The organism is Thalassospira sp. UBA4513 (assembly GCF_002388495.1).
Lineage (GTDB): Bacteria > Pseudomonadota > Alphaproteobacteria > Rhodospirillales > Thalassospiraceae > Thalassospira > Thalassospira tepidiphila.
Genome location: NZ_DGMR01000040.1, coordinates 396 through 21,203 on the forward strand (window position 1 = coordinate 396; position 20,808 = coordinate 21,203).

A 20,808-nucleotide genomic window follows, 5' to 3' on the forward strand; every position below is an offset into this window, starting at 1 on the left:
ATGGCCTATGAGGCGATGAACAATGCCGCCGCCACCGATCAGCGTTTGATTGTGATCCTGAATGATAACGACATGTCGATTGCCCCGCCGGTGGGATCGATGTCGGGTTATTTGTCGCGCCTGATTTCGGGCAAGGGATATCAGGGGCTTCGCAATGCGGCCAAGGGCCTGACCAAGCATCTGCCGCGTCAGATCGAAGAGGCGGCGCGCAAGCTTGAAGAATATACCCGTGGCATGGTCACGGGCGGCACGCTGTTTGAAGAAATGGGTTTCTTCTATGTCGGGCCGATTGATGGTCACAACATGGATCATCTGTTGCCGGTGTTGAAAAACGTGCGCGATGCCGATGTTGATGGCCCGATCCTGATCCATGCCGTCACCCAAAAAGGCAAGGGTTATGGCCCGGCGGAAAATGCCGCGGATAAATATCATGGCGTTGCCAAGTTTGACGTTGTCACCGGCAAGCAGGCCAAGCCGACCCCGAATGCGCCGAGCTACACCAAGGTGTATGGCGAAACGCTGGTGAAGCTTGCGGAAAAAGACGAGAAAGTCACGGCAATCACGGCTGCAATGCCATCGGGCACCGGGGTTAACATCTTTGCCGATCATTTCCCCGATCGTGCCTTTGACGTCGGGATTGCCGAACAGCACGCCGTAACCTTTGCCGCCGGGATGGCGTGCGAAGGGTACAAGCCGTTCTGCACGCTGTATTCGACCTTCCTGCAGCGCGGGTATGACCAGGTCGTGCATGATGTCGCGATCCAGAACCTGCCGGTGCGTTTTGCCATGGACCGTGCCGGACTGGTCGGGGCCGATGGGGCGACCCATGCCGGGGCCTATGACATCGCCTATCTTGGCTGTTTGCCGAACTTTGTTTTGATGGCGGCCGCTGATGAGGCAGAGCTTGTCCATATGACCACGACCGCCTGGGCGATTGATGATCGACCATCTGCGTTCCGTTATCCGCGGGGCGAGGGTGTTGGCGTTGAAATGCCGGCCGAGGGCAAAGTCCTTGAAATCGGCAAGGGCCGTATCCTGCGCGAGGGGGGCAAGATCGCCATCCTGTCCTATGGTACGCGTCTGGCCGAGGCGCTTATTGCCGCCGAAGACCTTGCCGCAAGGGGTTTGCCTGCGACGGTTGCCGATGCGCGCTTTGCCAAGCCGCTTGATCATGAACTGATTGCCGATCTGGCGCGCAACCACGAAGTCCTGATCACCATCGAAGAGGGTTCGATCAACGGCTTTGGCGCGATGGTCCTGCAACATATGGCAGGCCACGGGTTGCTTGATAACGGGCTTAAGATCCGCACCATGGCGTTGCCAGATGCGCTGATTGATCATGACAAGCCGGAAATCCAGTACGAGAAGGCCGGGCTTGATGCCAAGGCCATCGTCAAGACCGCGCTTGGCGCGCTTGGAATGAGCGAAAGCAAGGCGCGCGCCTGATCAGGTCAAAGATTTCGAGATAAACAAAAGGCCGGTTGTCGGAAATGACAGACCGGCCTTTTTCGTTTTTGGCGTTCGTCAGTCGACGTAAATCATCTTGTGCGTCATGCCGCCATCAATGCGGATGGTTTCGCCGGTCATGAAGCCGGATTTATCACCATCCAGCAGGAAGGAGACGGCTTGTGCGATGTCTTCGGGTTTACCAACACGGCCAACCGGGTGTTGGGCCTTGTCGGCTTCGCTGTGGTCAGGTTCGGTTTTGTTGGCGTTTTTCTGCCAGTCGCCAACTTCGATCCAGCCCGGTGCGATGGCGTTGACGCGAATATCACCCGCAAGGCTGACCGCCAGCGCATGGGTCAGGGCAACGATGCCACCCTTGGATGCGGCATAGGGTTCTGTGTTGGCCTCTGACTGGAAGGCGCGGGTGGAGGCGATATTGACAATCGCGCCCTTGGTATCGCGCAGGTGCTGTGCCGCGTGTTTGGTTGCCAGAAACGCCCCGCCCAGATTGACATTGATCACGCGTTGCCATTGATCCCATTCAAGGTCTTCGATGTTGGGAACATGGGGATTGGCAATGCCGGCATTGTTGATCAGGCCATCGATGCGGCCAAACCGGTCAACGCATTGCTGGATGCAAAGTTTGACGTCGGGCTCATGGGCGACGTCGCCCTGCAGAAACAATGTGCGGTCGCGTTCAGCGTCTGTCAGGCTATCAAGCGCGTCCGCGCCCGCATCGGCATCAAGATCAAACATCGCGACCTTCCAGCCAAGGCCCAGAAGATGCTTTGAGATGCCAAGGCCCAAGCCCTGGGCGCCACCGGTGACAAAGGCCGCGCGCGGTGATTTTGCGGACGGGTTATCCATGTCTGCCCCATTTGGTTTTGATGGCAAGGCCGGGCGGATGCGCAGCCCTTGAGGAACTCTGGGGAAATGGTCTTGTTTGCGCGAAATTGCAAGGCGTTTGTATCAGGCGGATGCTGACCCGTTTTCAAGCCGATCGAGCAGGGCGTGAACGAAGCCCTCCTGACGCCCGTTAAGGCCGCGACGGGTTGCCAGATTTTGCAGGGCCTCGGTTGCTGCGATATGCAGGCGGTAATGGCCGGGATCCTGATCAATGCGGGTGGATTGTTGCGCACTGTCGCCAAACACCATGGCATGGCACAGACCGGCATTGGCCGAGGTAAAGGCGCGACAGGTCAGCGGGCGGATGGCGTAGATGCTGCAGCGATCCTGTTCATCAAGCAACGGGCACCGCACCCGGACGTCACTGGTCTTTGTAAACTGTTCGATGTCGGTTGCGGCATTGCGCAGGCGATCTTTCAGCGCATCGATCTGTGGCGTGGTGAAATTTGCCGTGATGTAGGCGGCGATCAGGTCGGTCACACCTGGCGGGACACTGACAAACAGGTGGCAGCAGGCGCTGCATTGATCGCGACAGGCGCGCGGGTGCGGGTTGGGGAAGCTTTGGCGCAAGAGGCTAGACGCCTGTTCGAGTATTGCAATGGTGGCCGCCGCGGCACCGGCAAGCGTATCGGCCGCATCAAGGGCGTGGTCCAGTTCGGTGCGGAAATCGGCAAACATCTGTTCGTAGCGCCGTGATGCCTCGGTCGTCAGGGCGCCGGTCTGGGCGATGTTGCGCGAAACTCGGTCTATTGCGTCATCAAGCTTGGTCATCAATCCCAGTTACTTTCGTGCTGGTCCCTACGACAGGCCTTCAGATTGGTTGTTGGTCGTTATCTAATTTAGCATTGTTTGGCGTTATTCCCTAAAAATTGCATAACGGCGGACTTCGTGACGTCCGGGTTTTGGCCGTGCAGGCAAAAAAAACCGGCCAGATAAATCCGGCCGGGGAGGTAGGGTCAGAGACCCGATGGGTGCTGCGGGAAAGAGCTTTCTGTTAGCAGGAAAGGCTCTGGGCAGCGGGAGTATAAGACTGCAACGCTTATGCTGCAGGGGAGGTAAAGGTGTCTTCGTATTGTTTGCGCAGCTGGGCCTTCTGAATTTTGCCCATGGTGTTGCGCGGCAGTTCCTTGATCACCCAGATGCGTTTGGGCACCTTGAATTTGGCCAGCTTGTCCTGGGTGCGTTTGATGATGGCTTCGGGGTCGGCCTGATCGCCATTCGCGGCCACAATCACACCGGCAACGGCTTCGCCGAAGTCGGGGTGCGGCAGGCCAAAGATCGCGACTTCATCGACCTCGTCATATTCAGCGATGACTTCTTCGACTTCCTTGGGATAGACGTTAAAGCCACCGGAAATGATCAGGTCCTTGTCACGGCCAACGATGGTGACATAGCCGTCTTCGCCGATGGTGGCGAGATCGCCGGTGATAAAGAAGCCGTCAGACCGGAACTCGGACGCGGTTTTTTCCGGCATTTGCCAGTAACCCTTGAAAACGTTTGGGCCACGGACTTCAAGTACACCGATTTCGCCAGCCCCCAGAACATTGCCATCCTTGTCACAAACGCGTGCCTCGATCCCCGGCAGGGTCGGGCCAACCGCACCCGGACGGCGTTCACCATCAAGCGGGTTGGACGTGTTCATGCAGGTTTCGGTCATGCCATAGCGTTCAAGGATCTTGTGACCGGTGCGTTCAAAGAATGCGTCATGGGTTTCGGCCAGAAGCGGGGCCGAACCCGAGACGAACAGACGCATGTTGGCGGTAACATCCTTGGTGAATTTCGGATGGGCCAGCAGGCGTGTATAGAAGGTCGGAACGCCCATCAGGACGGTTGATTGCGGCAGGCGTTCAATCACGTCATCGGCATCGAATTTCGGAAGCAGGATCACCTTGCCGCCATTCATCAGCATGATGTTGATCGCAACAAACAGCCCGTGGGTGTGGAACAGCGGCAGGGCATGCAGCAAAGTATCACCCGGCTTGAAGCCCCAGGCGGAATGCAGCGTCTTGGCGTTCGAGCCCAGATTGTTGTGGGTCAGCATTGCGCCCTTCGACCGGCCCGTGGTGCCCGATGTGTACAGGATGGCGGCAACGTCATCCTTGTCGGCAGCGACGATGTCGGTCATGGCGGTGGCGTTTGCGGCTTCGTCATTGAGGCTGCCATCGCCGTTTGAACCAAGCGACAGGACAGCCGCGACGTCATTCTTGTCACCCAGTTCCTTGGCCGCATCGATATGGGCCGGACGGCAGACGAAGACACGCGGTGCGGCATCACCAAGGAAATAGGCGATTTCATCACCGGTATAGGCGGTGTTGAGCGGCAGGTGAATGGCGCCAAGTTGCAGGCAGGCCAGATAGAGCGCGATCACATCGGATGATTTGTCGACCTGAGCGGCAACGCGGTCACCCTTGACCACACCATGGGATGCCAGCACGCCGGCATAACGACCGGTGCGATCAAGCAGCCACGAAAAACTGCGTTCGGTGCCGTCACGTTCAATCAGAAACGTGCGGGATTTGTCGGCCGGAAAACGGTCCAGAAATGTTTGAAGAAGATTATCTGACATGGTCATACCTGTTTAAATTCCGGCAAGCTGTGCGACGGATTTCGATGTGGCGATCTTTCCGTCATTCATCAGTGCTTCGTGGTTTTTCTCGATATCATTGAGGTGATAGGCGTAGTTCACCATCATGCCGCCCGCCTGACGCAGACCCTTTTCGGAGGTATCGCCAAGCCAGTTCAGGCGTTCAAGCTGTGCACCATTGCCCAGATGGAAGCGGGCAGTGGGATCAAGCGGGGACTTGCCGCGTTTGCAGGTGGCAAGATAGGTGGCACACAGCGCCAAAGTCGGTTTTTGCAGCTTGGCGACCTTGATCGGATCGTTGATCCAGTCGTCTTCGCTAAGCCCGTCCAGCACCTGACCGGCAAGTTCGGCATCGTCGGCCTTGCTTTTCTGGCGGGTGCGCAGCCAACCCATGAAGCCCGGAATGGGTGACAGGGTGGCGAATTGTTTGAGCTGCGGGAATTCGCGTTTGAGTTCCTCGACCACCTGTTTGATCAGGAAGTTGCCAAACGAAATCCCCTTAAGGCCCGCCTGACAGTTGCTGATCGAATAAAAGATCGCCGTATTGGCGGTTTCCGGGGCCTTTTCATCGATTTCCGGGGCCAGAAGCGCCTGAACGCTATCGGCCAAGCCGTGCACGAGGGCGACTTCAACAAAGATCAGCGGATCATCTGGGATGGCCGGATGGAAGAAGGCAAAGCATTTTCGGTCGGTTGCCAGACGACGACGCAGATCTTCCCAGCCCTGAATTTCATGGACTGCCTCATAGCGGATCAGTTTTTCAAGGATGGCCGCCGAGGTATCCCAATCAATGTGACGCAACTCAAGGAAGCCACGGTTGAACCAGCTGGTCAGCAGATGCTGCATATCGGCATTGAGCGGTTCAAGATCGCGGTTGTTTTTCAGAAGTGCGATCAGGGTTTCACGCATATCGACAATGGCCCGCGTTCCGCCCGGCGCCATATTGATCTTGCGCAGCAGTTCCTGACGGATCGGCTCCGACGTTTGGGTCAGGACGGCGAGGTTTGCCTCGGACGGGTCCTTGGCAAAGGCCTCGGCGGCCTTGGTGACCTTGGCGCGATCAGCACTAAAGTCATTTTGCATCATCCGGAAGAAGGCCAGATGGTCTTCTTCGGGAAGGTTTTCCCAAAGCCGCACCACTTCGCGTGCAGCCGCGGTGCCACGTGCCTCGCCCTTTTGCGAAACAAGGTCCTTGCACATGGCGCCAAGCTGCTTGAGCGGGTCCTGCGGGGTTGAGAGTGGCAGATCAAGCAATTCACGACCACGGTCGGCAATGCTTGAAAGCCAGCTTTTGACAGACATGCCTGACATTAGCGTCCTCCGATGATGGTTTCCGGAAGCCAGGTGGCGATCTGCGGGAAGAAGCACAGAATGATGATCGCTGCGATCATGCACATCACGTAAGGGAAGGCGCCCTTAAGGATGCTCTGCAGGCGGATATCGGGTGCAATGCCATTGATGACATACAGGTTCAAACCAACCGGCGGGGTGATCAGGCCGATTTCCATGTTGATCGTCAGGATCACGGCAAACCAGTAAGGATCGAAACCGGCATTGATGATCACCGGCAGCAGGATCGGTGCGCTCATCAGGATGACTGCGACCGGCGGCAGGAAGAAGCCACTGATCAGCAGGAACACGTTGATGAAGCCCATCAGAACCCAACGGTTGACCTCAAGGGCGGAAATCCACTGTGCAATCGACTGGGTGATGAACAGCGATGACAGCATGTAGCTAAACAGGCCAGCAGCCCCGATGATCAAAAGGATCATCACGGATTCCTTGGTGGTGTCACGCATGACATTCCAAAGCTGACCCGGTTTCCACATGCGATAAACGATCATCGCGGTGATCAGGCAGAACAGTGCACCCACACCGGCCGTTTCCGAAGGTGTCGCAACACCGCCATAAAGGGCGAACAGAACCGCACCAATGATGACAAGGAAGGGCAGAACACGCGGAAGGATTTCAAACTTTTCCTTCCAGGTGTATTTGACAACACCAAGGGCGGCCTGGGCATTACCCTGACGCCAGGTCGAATAGAGCGACCAGGCCATGAACAGGGCGGTGACCAGAAGACCCGGCAGAAGACCGGCAAGGAACAGGCGCCCGATCGAGGTTTCGGTCGAGATGCCGTAAACAATCATGGTGACACTTGGCGGGATCAGGATGCCCAGCGTACCGCCAGCGGCAATCGAGCCGGCCGCAACCGTATCGGGGAAGCCGCGTTCGCGCATCGCCGGGATGCCCATCTTGCCGATTGCGGCACAGGTGGCAGGCGACGAACCCGACAGGGCGGAAAAGATCGCGCAGGCGCCAAGGTTTGAAATCACAAGCCCGCCGGGAATACGGGTCAGCCAGCGATCAAGAACAGAATACAAGTCACCACCGGCCCGAGACGAGGCAACAACCGCGCCCATCAGGATGAACATCGGGATGGCGAGAACTTCGAAACTTTCGAGTTTGCCGAACAGGATTTCCGGCAACAGCGGCAGCGAACCGGTGCCATCAAAGGTGATGATGAAGCCAACACTGACCAGAAGCAGGCCAATACCGACCGGAATGCCGGAGAAAAGAACAAGGGTGGTTGCGATGCCAACAACGGCCGCAAGAAGCAAGGGATCCATGATGCGGCCTCCTTAGGAAATGTCGTCGCGAATATCGAACGGTGTCGATCTGCGGGTGATAAGCGACAGGAAATCGGCAAAGAATTGCAGGAACAGCAAGCCAAAGCCAATCGGCAGCGCGGTGTAGGGTTTCCAGAGTGCGACGGCCCAGATGGTTTCAGACAACCAGCCGCCTTCATAGGCCTCTATCACCAGTTCCAGACCATAGAAGCCAAACAGGGCACTGATCGCCATGCCACATGACAGGGTCAGGATGGCAAGGGTCATGCGTGCGCCGCGTTTGAGGTACATCGGGAACAGGTCAACATTGACGTGACCGCGCAGCAATTGAACATAGGGCAGGCCGACCAGGGTGGCCCCGATCATCAGGAAGATGACGGCCTCAGTCTGCCAGACGGTGGATTCATTGAGCACATAGCGCATGAAGACCAGCTGGCAGATGATCAGCATCGCAATGGCAAACATGCTTGCCGATGCGATCCCGCAAATGCGCGATAAGAAATGGATGGCAGAAATGACGCCATCAAGCGGGCCCTTTGGCGCCTGGGACCGGTTTGCGGCCATGGCGTTTTGATGGTCGATCGGCTCGACATCAGGCGGGGGAGGCATATCTGATTTAACGGAATGCGACGCACTTGGTGTCTGCGTGAAATCGTCTGGCAGATCAATCGGAAGTGGGTGCGGGGACATGGCGTTCGACACGCGCGTTCTCCTCTGACGGAACCGTATTGGTCTATATTTTTGTATTATGAGGAATGGGGTGGTGCCGGACAGACCGGCACCACCATCACTTCACGTCAAGAACCGATCACTCGACTGCAAGTGCCATATCAAGAAGTTCCTGACCGTTCGGGGTCTCTTCAACGAACTTCTTGTAGGAGGTTTCCTTGGCCAGAGCCTGCCATGCAGCGAAGTCTTCATCGGTCAGTTCGGCAATATCAACGCCGTTTTCCTTAAAGACAGCGATGCTGTCAGAGTCCTGCTTGCGGCCTTCGGTGGTGTAGTATTCCTCGGCCTTTTTCGCAGCAGCAGCCAGGGCTTCTTTCTGCGCATCATTGAGGTTGTCGTAGCTTTTCTTCGACATCAGGACCGGCTGATACATGAACCACAGTGCGTTGCCTGAGGCCGGGGTGTAGCAGCTGACCTGCTCGTAGATACGATAGGAAACGAAGCTTGAGGAGCTGGTGTTGGTGGCATCAAGAACGCCGGTCTGCATGGCCGGATAGATTTCCGAGCTCGGCATGGCGGCGATGGATGCACCGGCACCTTCAAGCATCTGCTCGAACGATTTGCCGGCGGCACGAATCTGAAGGCCTTTTACGTCTTCCGGCTTGCGGATGCAGCCCTTGGTCGAGGCAAAGCCACCAGCCAGCCAACCTTTGGCAACGGTTACAACACCATCTTCGTTCAGGAGTTCTTCGATTTTAGCCATGAACGGGGATTCGTTGATGCGGTTGGCATGATCGTGGTTTTTGACCAGTGCCGGCATCAGGGTCAGGTTCGCAGCCGGAACGCGACCACCGGCGTAGGCCAGCGGATAAACGATCATGTCGAGCTGCCCGCGTGTCATCGGGGTCCACTGTTCTTTTGCCTTGAACAGGGAGCCGGACGGGAAGATCTGGATTTCCAGATCAACGTTTGCAGCTTTGACTTCATCGGCGATGATCTCTGCAACCTTGTGGCGGATATCGCTGGTCGACCACTGGTGAGACAGCTTGAGCGTCTCGGCACCAGCAGATGCGGACATGCCAAAGGCAGCAACAGACATGGAGATGGCGGCAACAGACGCCGTAAGAGTCTTCTTGAAAATCTTCATCTTTATCCTCCCGGATGAAGCATGCGTTTACGTGCATTTGGCGCCTTTTGCGCTTCTTATTATTGATGCGGTATTTGCATTGAGGAAAAGCGTTACAGATTTCTGGCATGCTGTCCACGCAATTTTGTATACCAGAACGTCATTTTGCAGTGCCACAAATCCGCGCCGTAGTGTTTGCCCAACTATTTTGGAAAACTTGGTTTAAACTTTTGCAATGCAGCAGAAAAACACCGCAAGACGACATCGAAAAGGCTTTGATTGGTACCAGAATATGTGTTCTGGTATACCAGTAAGTGACGATAAACGAGGTCCCACATGTCGCAAAACGGAAAGCTTGCCACTGATCTGGTCCAGAAACTTGAGCGCGATATCGTGACCGGTGTGCTCAAGCCTGGCGACAAACTTGACGAGCGTTCGTTAAGCGAACGGTTCGGTGTGTCACGCACGCCGGTGCGTGAAGCGCTTCAGACGCTTGCCGGTTCGGGGCTGGTTGCGACCATGCCGCGCCGTGGCACCATTGTTGCCTCGATCACGGTTGCCGAACTGATTGAAATGTTCGAAGTCATGGCCGAACTTGAAGCCATGTGTGCGAGGCTGGCGGCACGACGCATGCCGCGTGTGGATATCGAAAACCTGATTGCGCTGTCCGAAGAGTGCAGCGGGCTTAAGGATCATGCCGATGCGGACGCCTATTACGAGGCCAATGTCCGCTTCCACGAGGCGATCTATGCCGGATGCCGCAACAGTTTCCTTGAACGTCAGACCAAGAATGTGCGCAACCGACTGGCTCCTTATCGTCGCCTGCAGTTGCACCGTCCGGGACGTGTCAAGAAATCCAACAATGAACATGCCGATATCCTCAGTGCCATTTCCAATGGCGAGGCCGAGACGGCAGGCAAACTGATGCAGCAGCATGTGGCGGTTCAGGGTGAGTCGCTTAATGATCTTCTGGCGATTGTGCCGCGCGGATACCTCGAACCGCTGGCCAGCTAATTCCGGTTTAAAAGCGACACCAAATGCGTGACCTTTTTGGGCGGGTACGTTAAAACGCGCTCATGGCAAAGAAACGTTTGGATCAGTTGCTTGTGGAACGCGGATTGGTGGAAAGCCGGTCCAAGGCGCAGGCTTATATCATGGCAGGCAATGTCTTTAGCGGCGAGCAACGGCTCGATAAGCCGGGCATGCCGTGCAAGGAAGACATTTCCATTACGCTGCGCGGGCAGCCACATCCGTGGGTGTCACGCGGCGGGCTCAAGCTTGAAAAAGGGTTGGCCGAGTTCGAGATCGACGTGACCGATTTTATCGCGGTCGATGTCGGTGCATCCACCGGCGGCTTTACCGATGTTCTGCTTCAGAACGGGGCGGCCAAGGTTTATGCCGTCGATGTCGGGCAGGGGCAGCTTGATTGGAAGCTGCGTAATGATGACCGCGTTGTGGTCATGGAAAAGACCAATGCGCGGCATTTGACCGAAGAACAGATCCCTGATGACATTGATATCGTTGTTTGCGATGCCAGCTTTATCGGGCTTCGTACCGTGCTTCCGGCCAGTATGGAGCGGGTCAAGACGGGCGGCTATCTGATTGCGTTGATCAAGCCGCAATTTGAAGTTGGCAAGGAACGGGTTGGCAAAAAGGGGGTCGTGCGCGAACCCGAATTGCATCAGGAAGTCTGCGATACCATTTCCGACTGGCTTGCCAATCTTCCGGGCTGGGAAGTGCTTGGCATTACCAAAAGCCCGATCACCGGTCCCGAAGGCAATGTTGAATTCCTGATTTGCGGGCGGAAAGCGGCCTGATCAACAGGCCTGATTCCCATCCGTCCTCATCAGATTACTTGCCGATTTTCTTCATGAAGAAATCAATACCGGCCTGTGCGCAATCCTGATCTTGCGGCGGGGTGCCGGAACTGACGCCGATACCGCCAACGCATTCACCATCAACGAACACTGGCAGGCCGCCCGCGACAATCGACAGCCGGCCGCCAATTTCGGAATCGATACCATAGGCCGGTTTGCCCGGCTGGGCGCTCGCGGCATACTCATGCGTGCCCTTGCGCGCGCCCGATGCGGTAAAGGATTTGTCCTGGGCGATGGTGGTGCTGGTGACCTTGCCGCCATCCATGCGTTCAAACGCGATCAGCACACCGGATTCGTCAGTAATCGCGATACACATCGGCACCCCGATTTCATTGGCGCGGTTGCGCGCGCCTTCGATCAGGATATAGGCATCCTCAATGGACAGGCGTTTGATGGTCAGCATTGGACTTCTCCCGGGACGTTTTCTTTGATGCGATTAACTGGCGGCATCTTAGGGCCTGCGCCAAAAGCCGATCAATCAGATAAAACGGCTTTCCGTATGGTGGAAGGCGCAGCATGTTGCGCCCACCACTTAGAAGTCGGGACGCATGATCATCAGGTAAAGGGCGCCCAGCGGAAACAGGATGGCAATCCGCCCGACCATGTTCCACAGCCTGCGGCATTTCTCATAGCTTGCGGGCATCTCGGTTTCGCCGTTTGCGACGGTCCTGGCCGCGATCTTTGACATATAGATCTGAAGCGGGAGCAATCCCACCAACCACAGCATCGCTGCCATGCCAAACAGACCAATGCCATAGATCAGATAGGGCGCATCCGAGAGCGCGATTCCGGTCGCATGAAAAAGTCCGATACCACCAATCACGATCAGGGCCGAACCAAGCGCCGTAAAGGCAAGGTCGGTGACGTTGATCAGGCGACAGGCAAAGGCGACGACGACCGGGTTGTTGGTCCGGTCTGCCTGTATTTTCCAGACGGCGGATACGATGATATTGCCCAAAAACAGTATGGCGCCAATGACGTGTATGAGTTTGACGGTTGCGTATTCCATCTGATTTTCCGGTTGGTAACAGGCGGCTGCCCGTTAAGGGTTAAGGGGCTTTGTCGGTGTTGACCGGCATGGTCAGGTCTTCGGCCAGAAGGCCCAGAACAAAACTTGAAAGATCCTGATCGGCGGGCGGCACGATCATGCCATCAATCACCAGCATAGCGATGCCGTGTGCCCGGCTCCATGCGGCGAGTGCCCGGTTATAGGCACTGGCGGCCTCGGCCAGGGTCATTTCGGCCTTGCGATCAACCGATGTGACGGCGCGTTGCAAGACGTCAAAGGCGTTATCGGCGGCATCGCGCAGTTCCGGATATTGATCGAGTGGCGGGCGTTCGCGGCCAAAGATCAGACGGAAATGCTGCGGGTTTTCGACCGCGAACTGCACATAGGCAGCCCCCAGCGCCATGATGCGTTCTTCGTGATTGGGGTGACTTTCCGCAGCGCTTTCAAGTTGTTCGGCGAACCTTTCAAAGGCAGCAATCGCAACTGCCGCCAAAATGCCATCCTTGCCGTCAAAATGGCGATAGGGGGCGGCTTCCGACACACCGGTCAGCCGCGCCAGACGGCGTAGCGACAAACCAGCCGGGCCTTCGTTCGTCAGGATGTTTTCAGCTTGTTGCAGGAGGACATTCCGGACATCACCGTGGTGATACTTTCCCATTTGCACGTAACTCGTTTTTCTTATGTTAACTTTATTAACATTATCCGTCGCGCCAAGTTTGTGCAACCCCATTTCGATCTTTCAGATCGACGAAGACTGAATTCGGAGATACGGTTTTGCGTGCATCAGGTTTATATATGCTCGCGACACGAGAATCTAAAAAAGGTGTTAGTAAGGTGATTGGTGAGACTCGCAAAGAAAAGCGAAGGTTCTGGATTTTCTTCTTCGTTGCATTGGTAATTACCGTGGCGGGAGGAAAGCTATGGAAGCTTGCAACTTATGAAGTGCCACAAGGCCTTGCTTCGGATGAATTCAACAAGCGTTGTATTGCTAACCTAGACGACCTTTCTGTACTTGTTACTGATCCCCAGATTGCGCCTTACCTTGTTTCTCAGGAGCGAATAGACGCAGCGTTTCCAGAGAGCGAAGCCAGTATTTGGCAGTATGAGCACAAGGATTACAATAGTGTGGACGTATTGTTGACCTTGGTGGAAAACAAAACTTGCGTGGTTTCAATGACCGACCAAAGCTTAGATGTAACGAAATCAGCTTTGGCGAGCACGCTTGTTGGAAGAACTAAACAGATCGATCTTCCACCCGACAGACCAGGTATGGTTTCGTACATATTGTTTGATGAATCGGGCGCTATTCGGCGTGCGCTAGTAATTGTCGGCCCAACAGGCCATGAGGATTTGGAATTTGGTATCGCTTTGATCAAACCAGAAAATAATCGCCTCCCTGATGGCAGCAGTTTGGATGATTACCCGATTGTAAAACCATAAATCTCGGTTAGGGATACCCGTGACCAGGCATCAGCCCAGAACGAAATCAAACCGGCCGATTTCGCCGTCACTTGCCGGATGCATGTTCATCAGAAGCGCGCTGTCAAACAGGTGATCAAGCTCGTTAAGCGGTTCATCCGGGAAATAAAGCTGGGTGGTCAGGGTTCGGCCATTGGGCGGGGTGATCTTGACGTGGTAGTGCGGGGTGCGTCCGGCATATTCGGCCGGGCGGATGGTATCGAAGTAATAGCGTCCCTGGCCGTCAGTGCGCTGATAGCCGCGCATGTTAAAGCCCTGATTGTCATAACGGCCATCTGAGTCCGCATGCCACAGATCGACAATCGCATTGGCAATCGGCGTGCAGGCCGAGTTCAGCACATAGCCTAGCAGGGTCACCGGCGTGCCGTTGCCAAGCGTTCGGAAGTTGCGTTTCTCCGGTGGATTTTTGCTATAGAACGGGCCTTCGGTCATGGCGCGTGTCGGTCCGATATCCTCCCCACAGGTAGGGGTCGCAAGCAGGGTCTTTTCACTGGCAGCGGAGACCGGTGACAGAATGGAATTGCCGATAAGTGCCGAGCCTGCGGCAAACCAGCCCTTAAGCGCAGACCTGCGCGACAGACGGGATAAGTCCAGATCGATGGTCATTGGTTTTGCCTTTTCCCAACCGCGTTTGGGGTTCGTTTTTTTGTTATGAAAGTTAGATGTGGTCACCCAGCAGAACTACAAGATGGCGTGCAGCAAAAATTACTTCGATCAGCAAAAAAAAATGCGCCACCCGTTATCGGATGGCGCGAGGGGAGTCTGGCGCTTATGGTTTAAAGGCTTATCAGGATTGTTCTTTTTCCGGGGCCGCTGGGTGAGCCGTATCGGTCGTGGACGGAGTATCTGCAGGTTGGGTTGGTGTCTTGTCTTCATCTGAGTCTGACTGCGAACTTGCAGGCTCAGCTTGTGTTGTGTCGGATTGAGTTGCGTTTTCTGATTTGTCCGTCGTTTCGGCGGAGGTGGCATCGGTTGACGCCGCTTGGCTTTCCGGCGATGCGGTTGTTTGGGGCGCGTCCGACGCTTGCGTGCCGTCGGAAGAGGGTTGTGGCACCGGGGCGGTGGCGGCATCGCCTGCCTCGGACTTTGGCTGTTCTTGATCCTGAGGCTGATCGTTTACCTGTGCCGCATTTGACGTATCAGACGCCGCAGGGGCGTCTGGCGTCGTGGTCTCGGTTGGTGCGGCTTTGGCGGTTTCGTCGGGGGCCTTGTTGTCCGGATCAGTTTTGGTATCGTTGGTTGCCTTGGTGTCCGTGGTATCCGTTGCCGGAGGCTTCGTCCCCGCGCCCGAGTCCGATGGAGAAGCGGCTTTGTCCTTGTCGTCGGTCTGGTCCCCGGATTTTGCCTTGGGATCTGTATCGCCTGTGCTTGCCGGTTGATCCTTTTCCGACGTTGGGTCGGGCTGGCTGCCGTCAGGCTTTGGCGTCTCGGCGGGTGCCGGTGTCAGGTCAACCGTTGGGGCGGCTGGCATCTTCTGATCTTCGGGCCGGTCGGGGCGGATCAGGAATTTGTTTGATAGCGTGTCCTTGCCGATCAGAAGTGGTTGATCCAGAGGACCCATTTCCAGAAGGCCGATTTCGACATCACGGATAACGCCACCCAGCTTGATGCGGGTTTTGATCACAGGGGCGTGCACGGGCGGGGTGCTGGCACCTGTTTGAACATCGCGAAAGCCCGCAACGGGCAATGTCAGCTTCCAGACAATGGTGCGCGACTTAAGGCTGCTGTCGGCGGCAGGCGGGGCCTTGATGGTCAGGGAGAAAGATACCGATCCGCTGGCCGTTGCATCGGACGCGTCATCGCTGTTGCTATCGGAACCGCCGGTATCGTCCTTGTCATCGCCGTCATCATCGACAGTGAGGTCGCTGACGAACAGGCAGGTTTGCGGTGCCGCGCCGAGGATCATGGACGGCAGCCCTGAAATCCCCCAGTCGGGCAGGGCGACGGCTTCGTCCGCAAATAGGACGATGCGATTTTTGAGCTGCGCGTCACTGCCAACCGTTCCGCTGGGAGCCGGTTTTTTGTTGGACGCAGCAAGTTGGATCAGGGTTTTGAGCAATATCGGGTTCATGCCACTTAGACGCGGCATGAAACCAGTTGTGATGCGATATTCGCCCGTTCCGATTGCGTCGGAAAACTGGCCCGAAAACTAGCTTGGAAAATGCTTGTTGCTGTTCCAGCCTTCGCACTGTGCGCGGTGGCGCAAAAGGTGGTCGGCAAGGGTGATTGCAGCCATCGCTTCGCCCACCGGAACGCCGCGGATACCAACACACGGATCATGGCGACCCTTGGTGACGACATCGACTTCCTTGCCATAGATATCAAGGCTTTTGCGCGGGGTCAGGATCGAGCTGGTCGGTTTGACGGCAAAGCGCACGACAACGTCCTGACCTGATGAAATTCCGCCGAGAATCCCCCCGGCATGGTTGGAGCCAAAGACGGGCTTGCCATCTTCGCCCAGACGCATTTCATCGGCATTTTCGATACCGGTCAGTTCGGCGGCTTCAAAGCCGTTGCCGATTTCAACGCCCTTGACGGCATTGATCGTCATCATCGCCTTGGCCAGATCGGCATCAAGCTTGTCATAAACCGGATCACCAAGACCAACCGGAACACCGGAACAGACGACTTCGATCACTGCACCAACAGATGATCCATCCTTGCGCAGGCCATCAAGATATTCCTCGAACACCGGAACGGCTTCGGGGTCGGGGCAGAAGAACGGGTTGTTATCAACCTCGGCCCAGTCCCAGTTCGCACGATTGATTTCCTTGGTGCCCATTTTGACCAGGGCCGCACGGATTTTGATGTCATCACCCAGCACCTTGCGGGCAATTGCACCGGCGGCGACCCGCATGGCGGTTTCGCGGGCCGACGAACGGCCGCCGCCGCGGTAATCGCGGGTGCCGTATTTTTCCCAATAGGTGTAATCGGCATGGCCCGGGCGGAACTGGTTTTTGATCTCGCCATAATCCTTGGAACGCTGATCAACGTTTTCGATCAGAAGGCCAATCGGTGTGCCGGTAGTCTTGCCTTCGAACACGCCCGAAAGGATTTTGACCTGATCAGGTTCGCGGCGCTGTGTGGTAAAGCGCGACTGGCCGGGTTTGCGTTTTTCGAGATAATTCTGAATATCGGACTCGGTGAGCTCAAGCAGGGGCGGCACACCATCAACGACACAGCCAATGGCCGGGCCGTGGCTTTCGCCAAAGGTGGTGAAGCGGAAAAGTGTTCCAAAACTGTTGCCAGCCATAACCGATTATCCAGAATTCAAATATTTAAGAGACAAAACGGGCCGCCCATCAGGGCAGCCCGCAAAATCGTATCAGGCCCAGATCAGGATTTCTGGACAGTGATGTCAGGTGCGTCTGCCTGTTTCATGCCAACGGTGTGGTAACCGCAATCGACATGATGGGTTTCGCCCGTAACACCGGTCGAAAGGTCTGAGAGGAAGTACAGACCTGATCCGCCAACATCATCAAGTGTGACGTTACGGCGCATCGGCGAGTTGTATTCGTTCCATTTCAGGATATAGCGGAAATCGCCAATCCCGGATGCAGCAAGGGTTTTCATCGGGCCCGCCGAAATGGCGTTGACGCGGATGCGATCCGGGCCAAGGTCATTGGCAAGGTATTTGACGCTGGCTTCAAGGGCCGCCTTGGCAACGCCCATGACGTTGTAATGCGGCATGACCTTTTCTGCGCCGTAATAGGAAAGTGTTAGAAGCGAACCACCATCGGTCATCAGTTTTTCCGCGCGCTGTGCGATCGCGGTAAAGGAATAGACCGAGATGTTCATCGAAAGCGCAAAGTTTTCCGGCGAGGTATCGACATAGCGACCACGCAGTTCGTTCTTGTCGGAGAAACCGATGGCATGCACGACAAAGTCAAGCTTGCCCCATTTTTCCTTAAGCGTCTCGAACACTGCATCCATGCTGGCCGCATCGGTCACGTCACATGGCAGAACGATGTTGCTGCCAACAGACTCTGCGAGCGGGCGCACACGTTTTTCAAGGGCTTCGCCCTGGAAGGTAAAGGCCACTTCGGCACCGGCCGCAGCAGCCGCACGTGCAATGCCCCAGGCAATCGATTTATCGTTGGCGACACCCATAATCAGGCCGCGTTTACCGGCCATAAGGCCCGAAATATTGTCGGTGGACAGGCTCATATTTCCTCTCGTTCCCACGATCTCTCTCTGGCAGGTAGAGGCATTCAAGAAAAGCCGCGACCGGCCCAGAAGGCATTAGACATTTTGCGCATCCTACACAAAGCGCGGCCAAGGTCAATCTGACCTGTCATAACGTGTGCAGGCACGCTATCTTGTTGATCAGGTGCAGTATAACCGGAAAATGCGTGGGGATAAGCGTTTAATGGCCGAAATTCAGAAATTGCTCGCTGATCGAACCGCATTCTGGCGCTATGCCGGTATGCGTTTTGTCCATGACAAATCCATACAGCGTGCCGCCGGTTTGTCCTATACGACGCTTTTGGCGATGGTGCCATTTCTGGCAATTGCCTTGACGGTTTTGTCGGCCTTTCCGGTTTTTGATCAGTTCAAGGACACAATCATGACCGTGGTCCTGAACAATTTCCTGCCGGAAACCGGCGCGCAGGTCACAGACTATCTTGGCAATTTCTTGCAAAATACCGGACAGATGACGGCGATTGGCACGATTGTGCTGGGACTGACGGCGGTGATGTTGCTCAGCGCCATCGAAGGGGCGATGAACGATGTGTTTCGCGTGACCAGCCCGCGTAAATTGCTGTCGCGTCTGGTGGTGTTCTGGACACTTTTGACGGTTGGGCCGATGTTGCTGGGGCTTAGCCTGTCACTGGCGTCCTATTTCTTTGCCATGCGATACCTGGTGGGTGGCGAAGCGGTTGCCGAGCATATCGGTCAACTGACGTTTCTTGCGCCGTTTGTCCTGTCGGCGGTGGCCTTTTCATTGCTGTTTATCGGCATGCCGAACCGTTCGGTCGAGATTGTTGATGGTGTGGCCGGTGGCGTGGTGGCCGCCGTTTTGTTCGAAAGCCTGAAAAAGGGCTTCGCGTATTACGTCACGACATTCCCGACCTATCAGACCATCTATGGCGCGGTCGCGATTGTGCCGATCTTTTTGCTGTGGATGTATCTGACCTGGATCGTGATCCTTTTGGGCGCGCAGGTGGCAGCCGCGCGGTCCGAGTGGCGTGCGGCACGCGCCGCCGGCCTGATCCCCGATCCGCGCGGTGCGGTGCCGGGGCATATGGAACGGATCATCGCCGTGCTGCGGGTTCTTGAATATCTGCAAAGTCGTTTCCACGAGGCCGACAAGCCGCCGACCTATCGCAGGATGATGCGCGACGTCAAACTGGGTGGGCGTGATCTGAACTGGGCGTTAGCAGCATTGCGGCGCGAAAAGCTGATTGATCGTTCCGAAAATCATCGCTGGCTGCTGTCGGGGGACCTGTCGCGGATTTCGTTGATGGATCTGATGAGCCGCCTTGGCCTGTTTCTGGATTACGACCGGTTGCTGGTCGTGCAGACCGATAGCGGCTGGCCGATTGCCATGCGCGAACGCCTGATCGAACTGGAAGAAAAACGCAAAACGGTTCTGGATGTGAAGGTGGGCGATCTGCTTGATACCCCGCGGCCCGAAGATAAAATCCCCGAACAGATCGAGAAAGACCCGGATCACGAGAAACAAGACGATATCAATCAGAAAGACATGACTGACATCATAAGTTAGTCGTTGCGTCCGGGGGCTTTGGCGTGGGTCATCTCGACGCGGATCGGTTCATCGCTGCTGCGCAGGTGCAAATCGCGTTGCGGGAACGGGATTTCGATATCGTGTTCGATGAACGCATCCCAGACATTGAGCAAAACTTCGCTGATGATATTGCCGCGTCCGTTTTGCGGGTCGTTGATCCAGAACCGGATTTCAAGATTGACCGAGTTGTCACCAAAACCGCGCATCAGGGTATTGGGCCCCGGATTGTCCTGCACGCGTGCGCATTTTGCCGCCGCCTCGTTACACAGCTTGATCGCAAGGTGGGGATCGCAGTTATAGGAAATGCCGACCGGTACCTTCAGGCGCAGCTTGACGTCCGAGTGGCTCCAGTTTTCGACCTGATTGGTGATCAGATCTTCGTTCGGGATCAGGAATTCCGTGCCATCGCGGGTTCGAACCGCGGTGTAGCGCGCGCCCAGTGACTGAATCCAGCCAAAGGTATCGCCAATTGCAATGACATCGCCGGGCTTGATTGAACGGTCAAGCAACAGGATCACGCCGCTGATCAGGTTGGCAAAAATGCGTTGCAGACCAAAGCCGATCCCGACACCAACTGCACCACCAAATACGGCGAGTGCCGTCAGATCAACCCCCATGGTCGAAAGCGCAAACAAAACGGCGATCGACAGCAAGACAAGCTTGAGAAGCTTTGCCATCAGGACCTGCACCGAGGGCGTCAGGTGATGGACCTTGCGGATGCGTTGTTCAAACAGGCGTGAGGCAAAGGATGCCACCCACAGCAAAACCGCAAGGGATAAAACGGCTTTGATGATGCCATAGATCGAAATGCGGAACTCGCCGAATTCAATCGCATGCCCGTCAAGGATTGCGATACCTGGTTCCAGCCATCCGACAATGTTGAGTGCCGCCAACGTCCAGGCGACGGTGGCAATGGTGCGTGACCAGACAGGATCATTGACAATGGCGGCGGCCAGACGAATGACAATCCACGCATTCAGAAGACTTGCCACCAACCGGATGATGTTATGGCGGTAGCCAGCCTGAATGGCGATGGCATCGAGCAGCCAGATGGCAATGACAAAAATCAGCGGGAAGGCAAGACTGGGCAGAACCAGCGCAAAGCGTCGAAACCCGGCATAGGGTAAAAGTGGCTTCCAGTCCTGCAAGCGTGCGAGAAGCGACGCCAGACGACCACGCAGCAAAAAGGCCGGGATGGTGGCAAGCAGGCAGGCAGCAATCTGGATCAGGATCGGGACCAGCAGGACATTTGCAGAGATCCAGGCGATTGCCTGTTCAAGCCATTGCAAATAGATGTCCGGATTGCTGAGCTGTTCCATATTGTCCCTGATGATCG

20 protein-coding genes are annotated in these 20,808 nt (G+C 56.0%); 5 read left to right on the top strand and 15 right to left on the bottom strand.

The window, feature by feature from the left end; genetic code table 11:
* On the top strand, positions 1–1,446 hold a 1,446-nt coding region (gene dxs / locus B2T33_RS19640; RefSeq protein ID WP_286792944.1), incomplete at its 5' end, for a 1-deoxy-D-xylulose-5-phosphate synthase.
* A gap of 78 nt (positions 1,447–1,524) precedes the next feature.
* On the opposite strand, the gene B2T33_RS19645 is transcribed toward dxs, so the two are convergent.
* The 7 genes from B2T33_RS19645 to dctP form a co-directional block, all read right to left on the bottom strand.
* A complete protein-coding gene (locus B2T33_RS19645; RefSeq protein ID WP_286792945.1) occupies positions 1,525–2,313 on the bottom strand; it encodes an SDR family oxidoreductase in 789 nt (262 codons plus the stop codon).
* A gap of 102 nt (positions 2,314–2,415) precedes the next feature.
* Positions 2,416–3,123, bottom strand: a complete 708-nt coding sequence (locus B2T33_RS19650; RefSeq protein WP_286792946.1) for a YkgJ family cysteine cluster protein — start codon at positions 3,121–3,123, stop codon at positions 2,416–2,418.
* Between the two features lie 268 nt (positions 3,124–3,391).
* Positions 3,392–4,918 (bottom strand): malonate--CoA ligase, encoded by a 1,527-nt coding sequence (locus tag B2T33_RS19655; RefSeq protein WP_286792947.1) that lies wholly within the window; start codon positions 4,916–4,918, stop codon positions 3,392–3,394.
* A 12-nt stretch (positions 4,919–4,930) separates the two neighbouring features.
* Positions 4,931–6,247, bottom strand: coding sequence for a malonyl-CoA decarboxylase (locus tag B2T33_RS19660; protein ID WP_008891286.1), 1,317 nt, complete (start codon positions 6,245–6,247; stop codon positions 4,931–4,933).
* Positions 6,247–7,563 (bottom strand): TRAP transporter large permease, encoded by a 1,317-nt coding sequence (locus B2T33_RS19665; protein ID WP_008891287.1) that lies wholly within the window; start codon positions 7,561–7,563, stop codon positions 6,247–6,249. Before B2T33_RS19665 ends, B2T33_RS19660 begins: the two co-directional genes overlap by 1 nt.
* A 12-nt stretch (positions 7,564–7,575) precedes the next feature.
* Entirely contained in the window at positions 7,576–8,265 is a 690-nt protein-coding gene (locus tag B2T33_RS19670) for a TRAP transporter small permease (protein ID WP_008891288.1), read from the bottom strand.
* A gap of 106 nt (positions 8,266–8,371) precedes the next feature.
* The gene (dctP, locus tag B2T33_RS19675; RefSeq protein ID WP_286792948.1) at positions 8,372–9,379 is read right to left on the bottom strand and encodes a TRAP transporter substrate-binding protein DctP; all 1,008 of its coding nucleotides are present in this window, start codon (positions 9,377–9,379) and stop codon (positions 8,372–8,374) included.
* 315 nt (positions 9,380–9,694) lie between these two features.
* Between dctP and B2T33_RS19680 the strand changes: the two genes are divergently transcribed.
* Complete coding sequence (locus B2T33_RS19680; protein ID WP_286792949.1) at positions 9,695–10,372, top strand: GntR family transcriptional regulator; 678 nt, start codon at positions 9,695–9,697, stop codon at positions 10,370–10,372.
* Positions 10,373–10,434: 62 nt separating this feature from the next.
* Positions 10,435–11,175, top strand: a complete 741-nt coding sequence (locus B2T33_RS19685) for a TlyA family RNA methyltransferase (protein WP_286792950.1) — start codon at positions 10,435–10,437, stop codon at positions 11,173–11,175.
* Between the two features lie 34 nt (positions 11,176–11,209).
* Here the strand turns inward: B2T33_RS19685 and B2T33_RS19690 are convergent, their stop codons facing one another.
* From B2T33_RS19690 to B2T33_RS19700, 3 genes are all read right to left on the bottom strand, one after another.
* Positions 11,210–11,638, bottom strand: a complete 429-nt coding sequence (locus tag B2T33_RS19690) for a GlcG/HbpS family heme-binding protein (RefSeq protein ID WP_286792951.1) — start codon at positions 11,636–11,638, stop codon at positions 11,210–11,212.
* 129 nt (positions 11,639–11,767) lie between these two features.
* Positions 11,768–12,244 (bottom strand): DUF2269 family protein, encoded by a 477-nt coding sequence (locus B2T33_RS19695; RefSeq protein ID WP_286792952.1) that lies wholly within the window; start codon positions 12,242–12,244, stop codon positions 11,768–11,770.
* Positions 12,245–12,284: 40 nt separating this feature from the next.
* Positions 12,285–12,902 carry a TetR/AcrR family transcriptional regulator gene (locus B2T33_RS19700; RefSeq protein ID WP_197145271.1) on the bottom strand — a complete coding sequence of 206 codons (618 nt, stop codon included), beginning with the start codon at positions 12,900–12,902 and terminating at the stop codon, positions 12,285–12,287.
* Between the two features lie 116 nt (positions 12,903–13,018).
* Between B2T33_RS19700 and B2T33_RS19705 the strand changes: the two genes are divergently transcribed.
* Entirely contained in the window at positions 13,019–13,684 is a 666-nt protein-coding gene (locus B2T33_RS19705; RefSeq protein ID WP_197145270.1) for a hypothetical protein, read from the top strand.
* A 30-nt stretch (positions 13,685–13,714) separates the two neighbouring features.
* Here B2T33_RS19705 and B2T33_RS19710 read toward each other — a convergent pair whose 3' ends face one another.
* The 4 genes from B2T33_RS19710 to fabI all read right to left on the bottom strand — a co-directional run bounded on the left by B2T33_RS19710 (position 13,715) and on the right by fabI (position 17,890).
* Positions 13,715–14,329 (bottom strand): intradiol ring-cleavage dioxygenase, encoded by a 615-nt coding sequence (locus tag B2T33_RS19710; RefSeq protein WP_197145269.1) that lies wholly within the window; start codon positions 14,327–14,329, stop codon positions 13,715–13,717.
* 181 nt (positions 14,330–14,510) lie between these two features.
* Positions 14,511–15,812, bottom strand: coding sequence for a hypothetical protein (locus tag B2T33_RS19715; protein ID WP_197145268.1), 1,302 nt, complete (start codon positions 15,810–15,812; stop codon positions 14,511–14,513).
* 60 nt (positions 15,813–15,872) lie between these two features.
* The gene (aroC, locus tag B2T33_RS19720) at positions 15,873–16,976 is read right to left on the bottom strand and encodes a chorismate synthase (RefSeq protein ID WP_286792953.1); all 1,104 of its coding nucleotides are present in this window, start codon (positions 16,974–16,976) and stop codon (positions 15,873–15,875) included.
* Between the two features lie 83 nt (positions 16,977–17,059).
* Positions 17,060–17,890 carry an enoyl-ACP reductase FabI gene (fabI, locus tag B2T33_RS19725; RefSeq protein ID WP_008891298.1) on the bottom strand — a complete coding sequence of 277 codons (831 nt, stop codon included), beginning with the start codon at positions 17,888–17,890 and terminating at the stop codon, positions 17,060–17,062.
* A 202-nt stretch (positions 17,891–18,092) separates the two neighbouring features.
* Here fabI and B2T33_RS19730 point away from each other — a divergent pair, with 202 nt between their 5' ends.
* Complete coding sequence (locus B2T33_RS19730; RefSeq protein ID WP_286792954.1) at positions 18,093–19,451, top strand: YihY family inner membrane protein; 1,359 nt, start codon at positions 18,093–18,095, stop codon at positions 19,449–19,451.
* Here B2T33_RS19730 and B2T33_RS19735 read toward each other — a convergent pair.
* A complete protein-coding gene (locus tag B2T33_RS19735; protein WP_286792955.1) occupies positions 19,448–20,791 on the bottom strand; it encodes a mechanosensitive ion channel family protein in 1,344 nt (447 codons plus the stop codon). The two genes, B2T33_RS19730 and B2T33_RS19735, sit on opposite strands and share 4 nt — an antisense overlap.
* Positions 20,792–20,808: the final 17 nt, after the last annotated feature.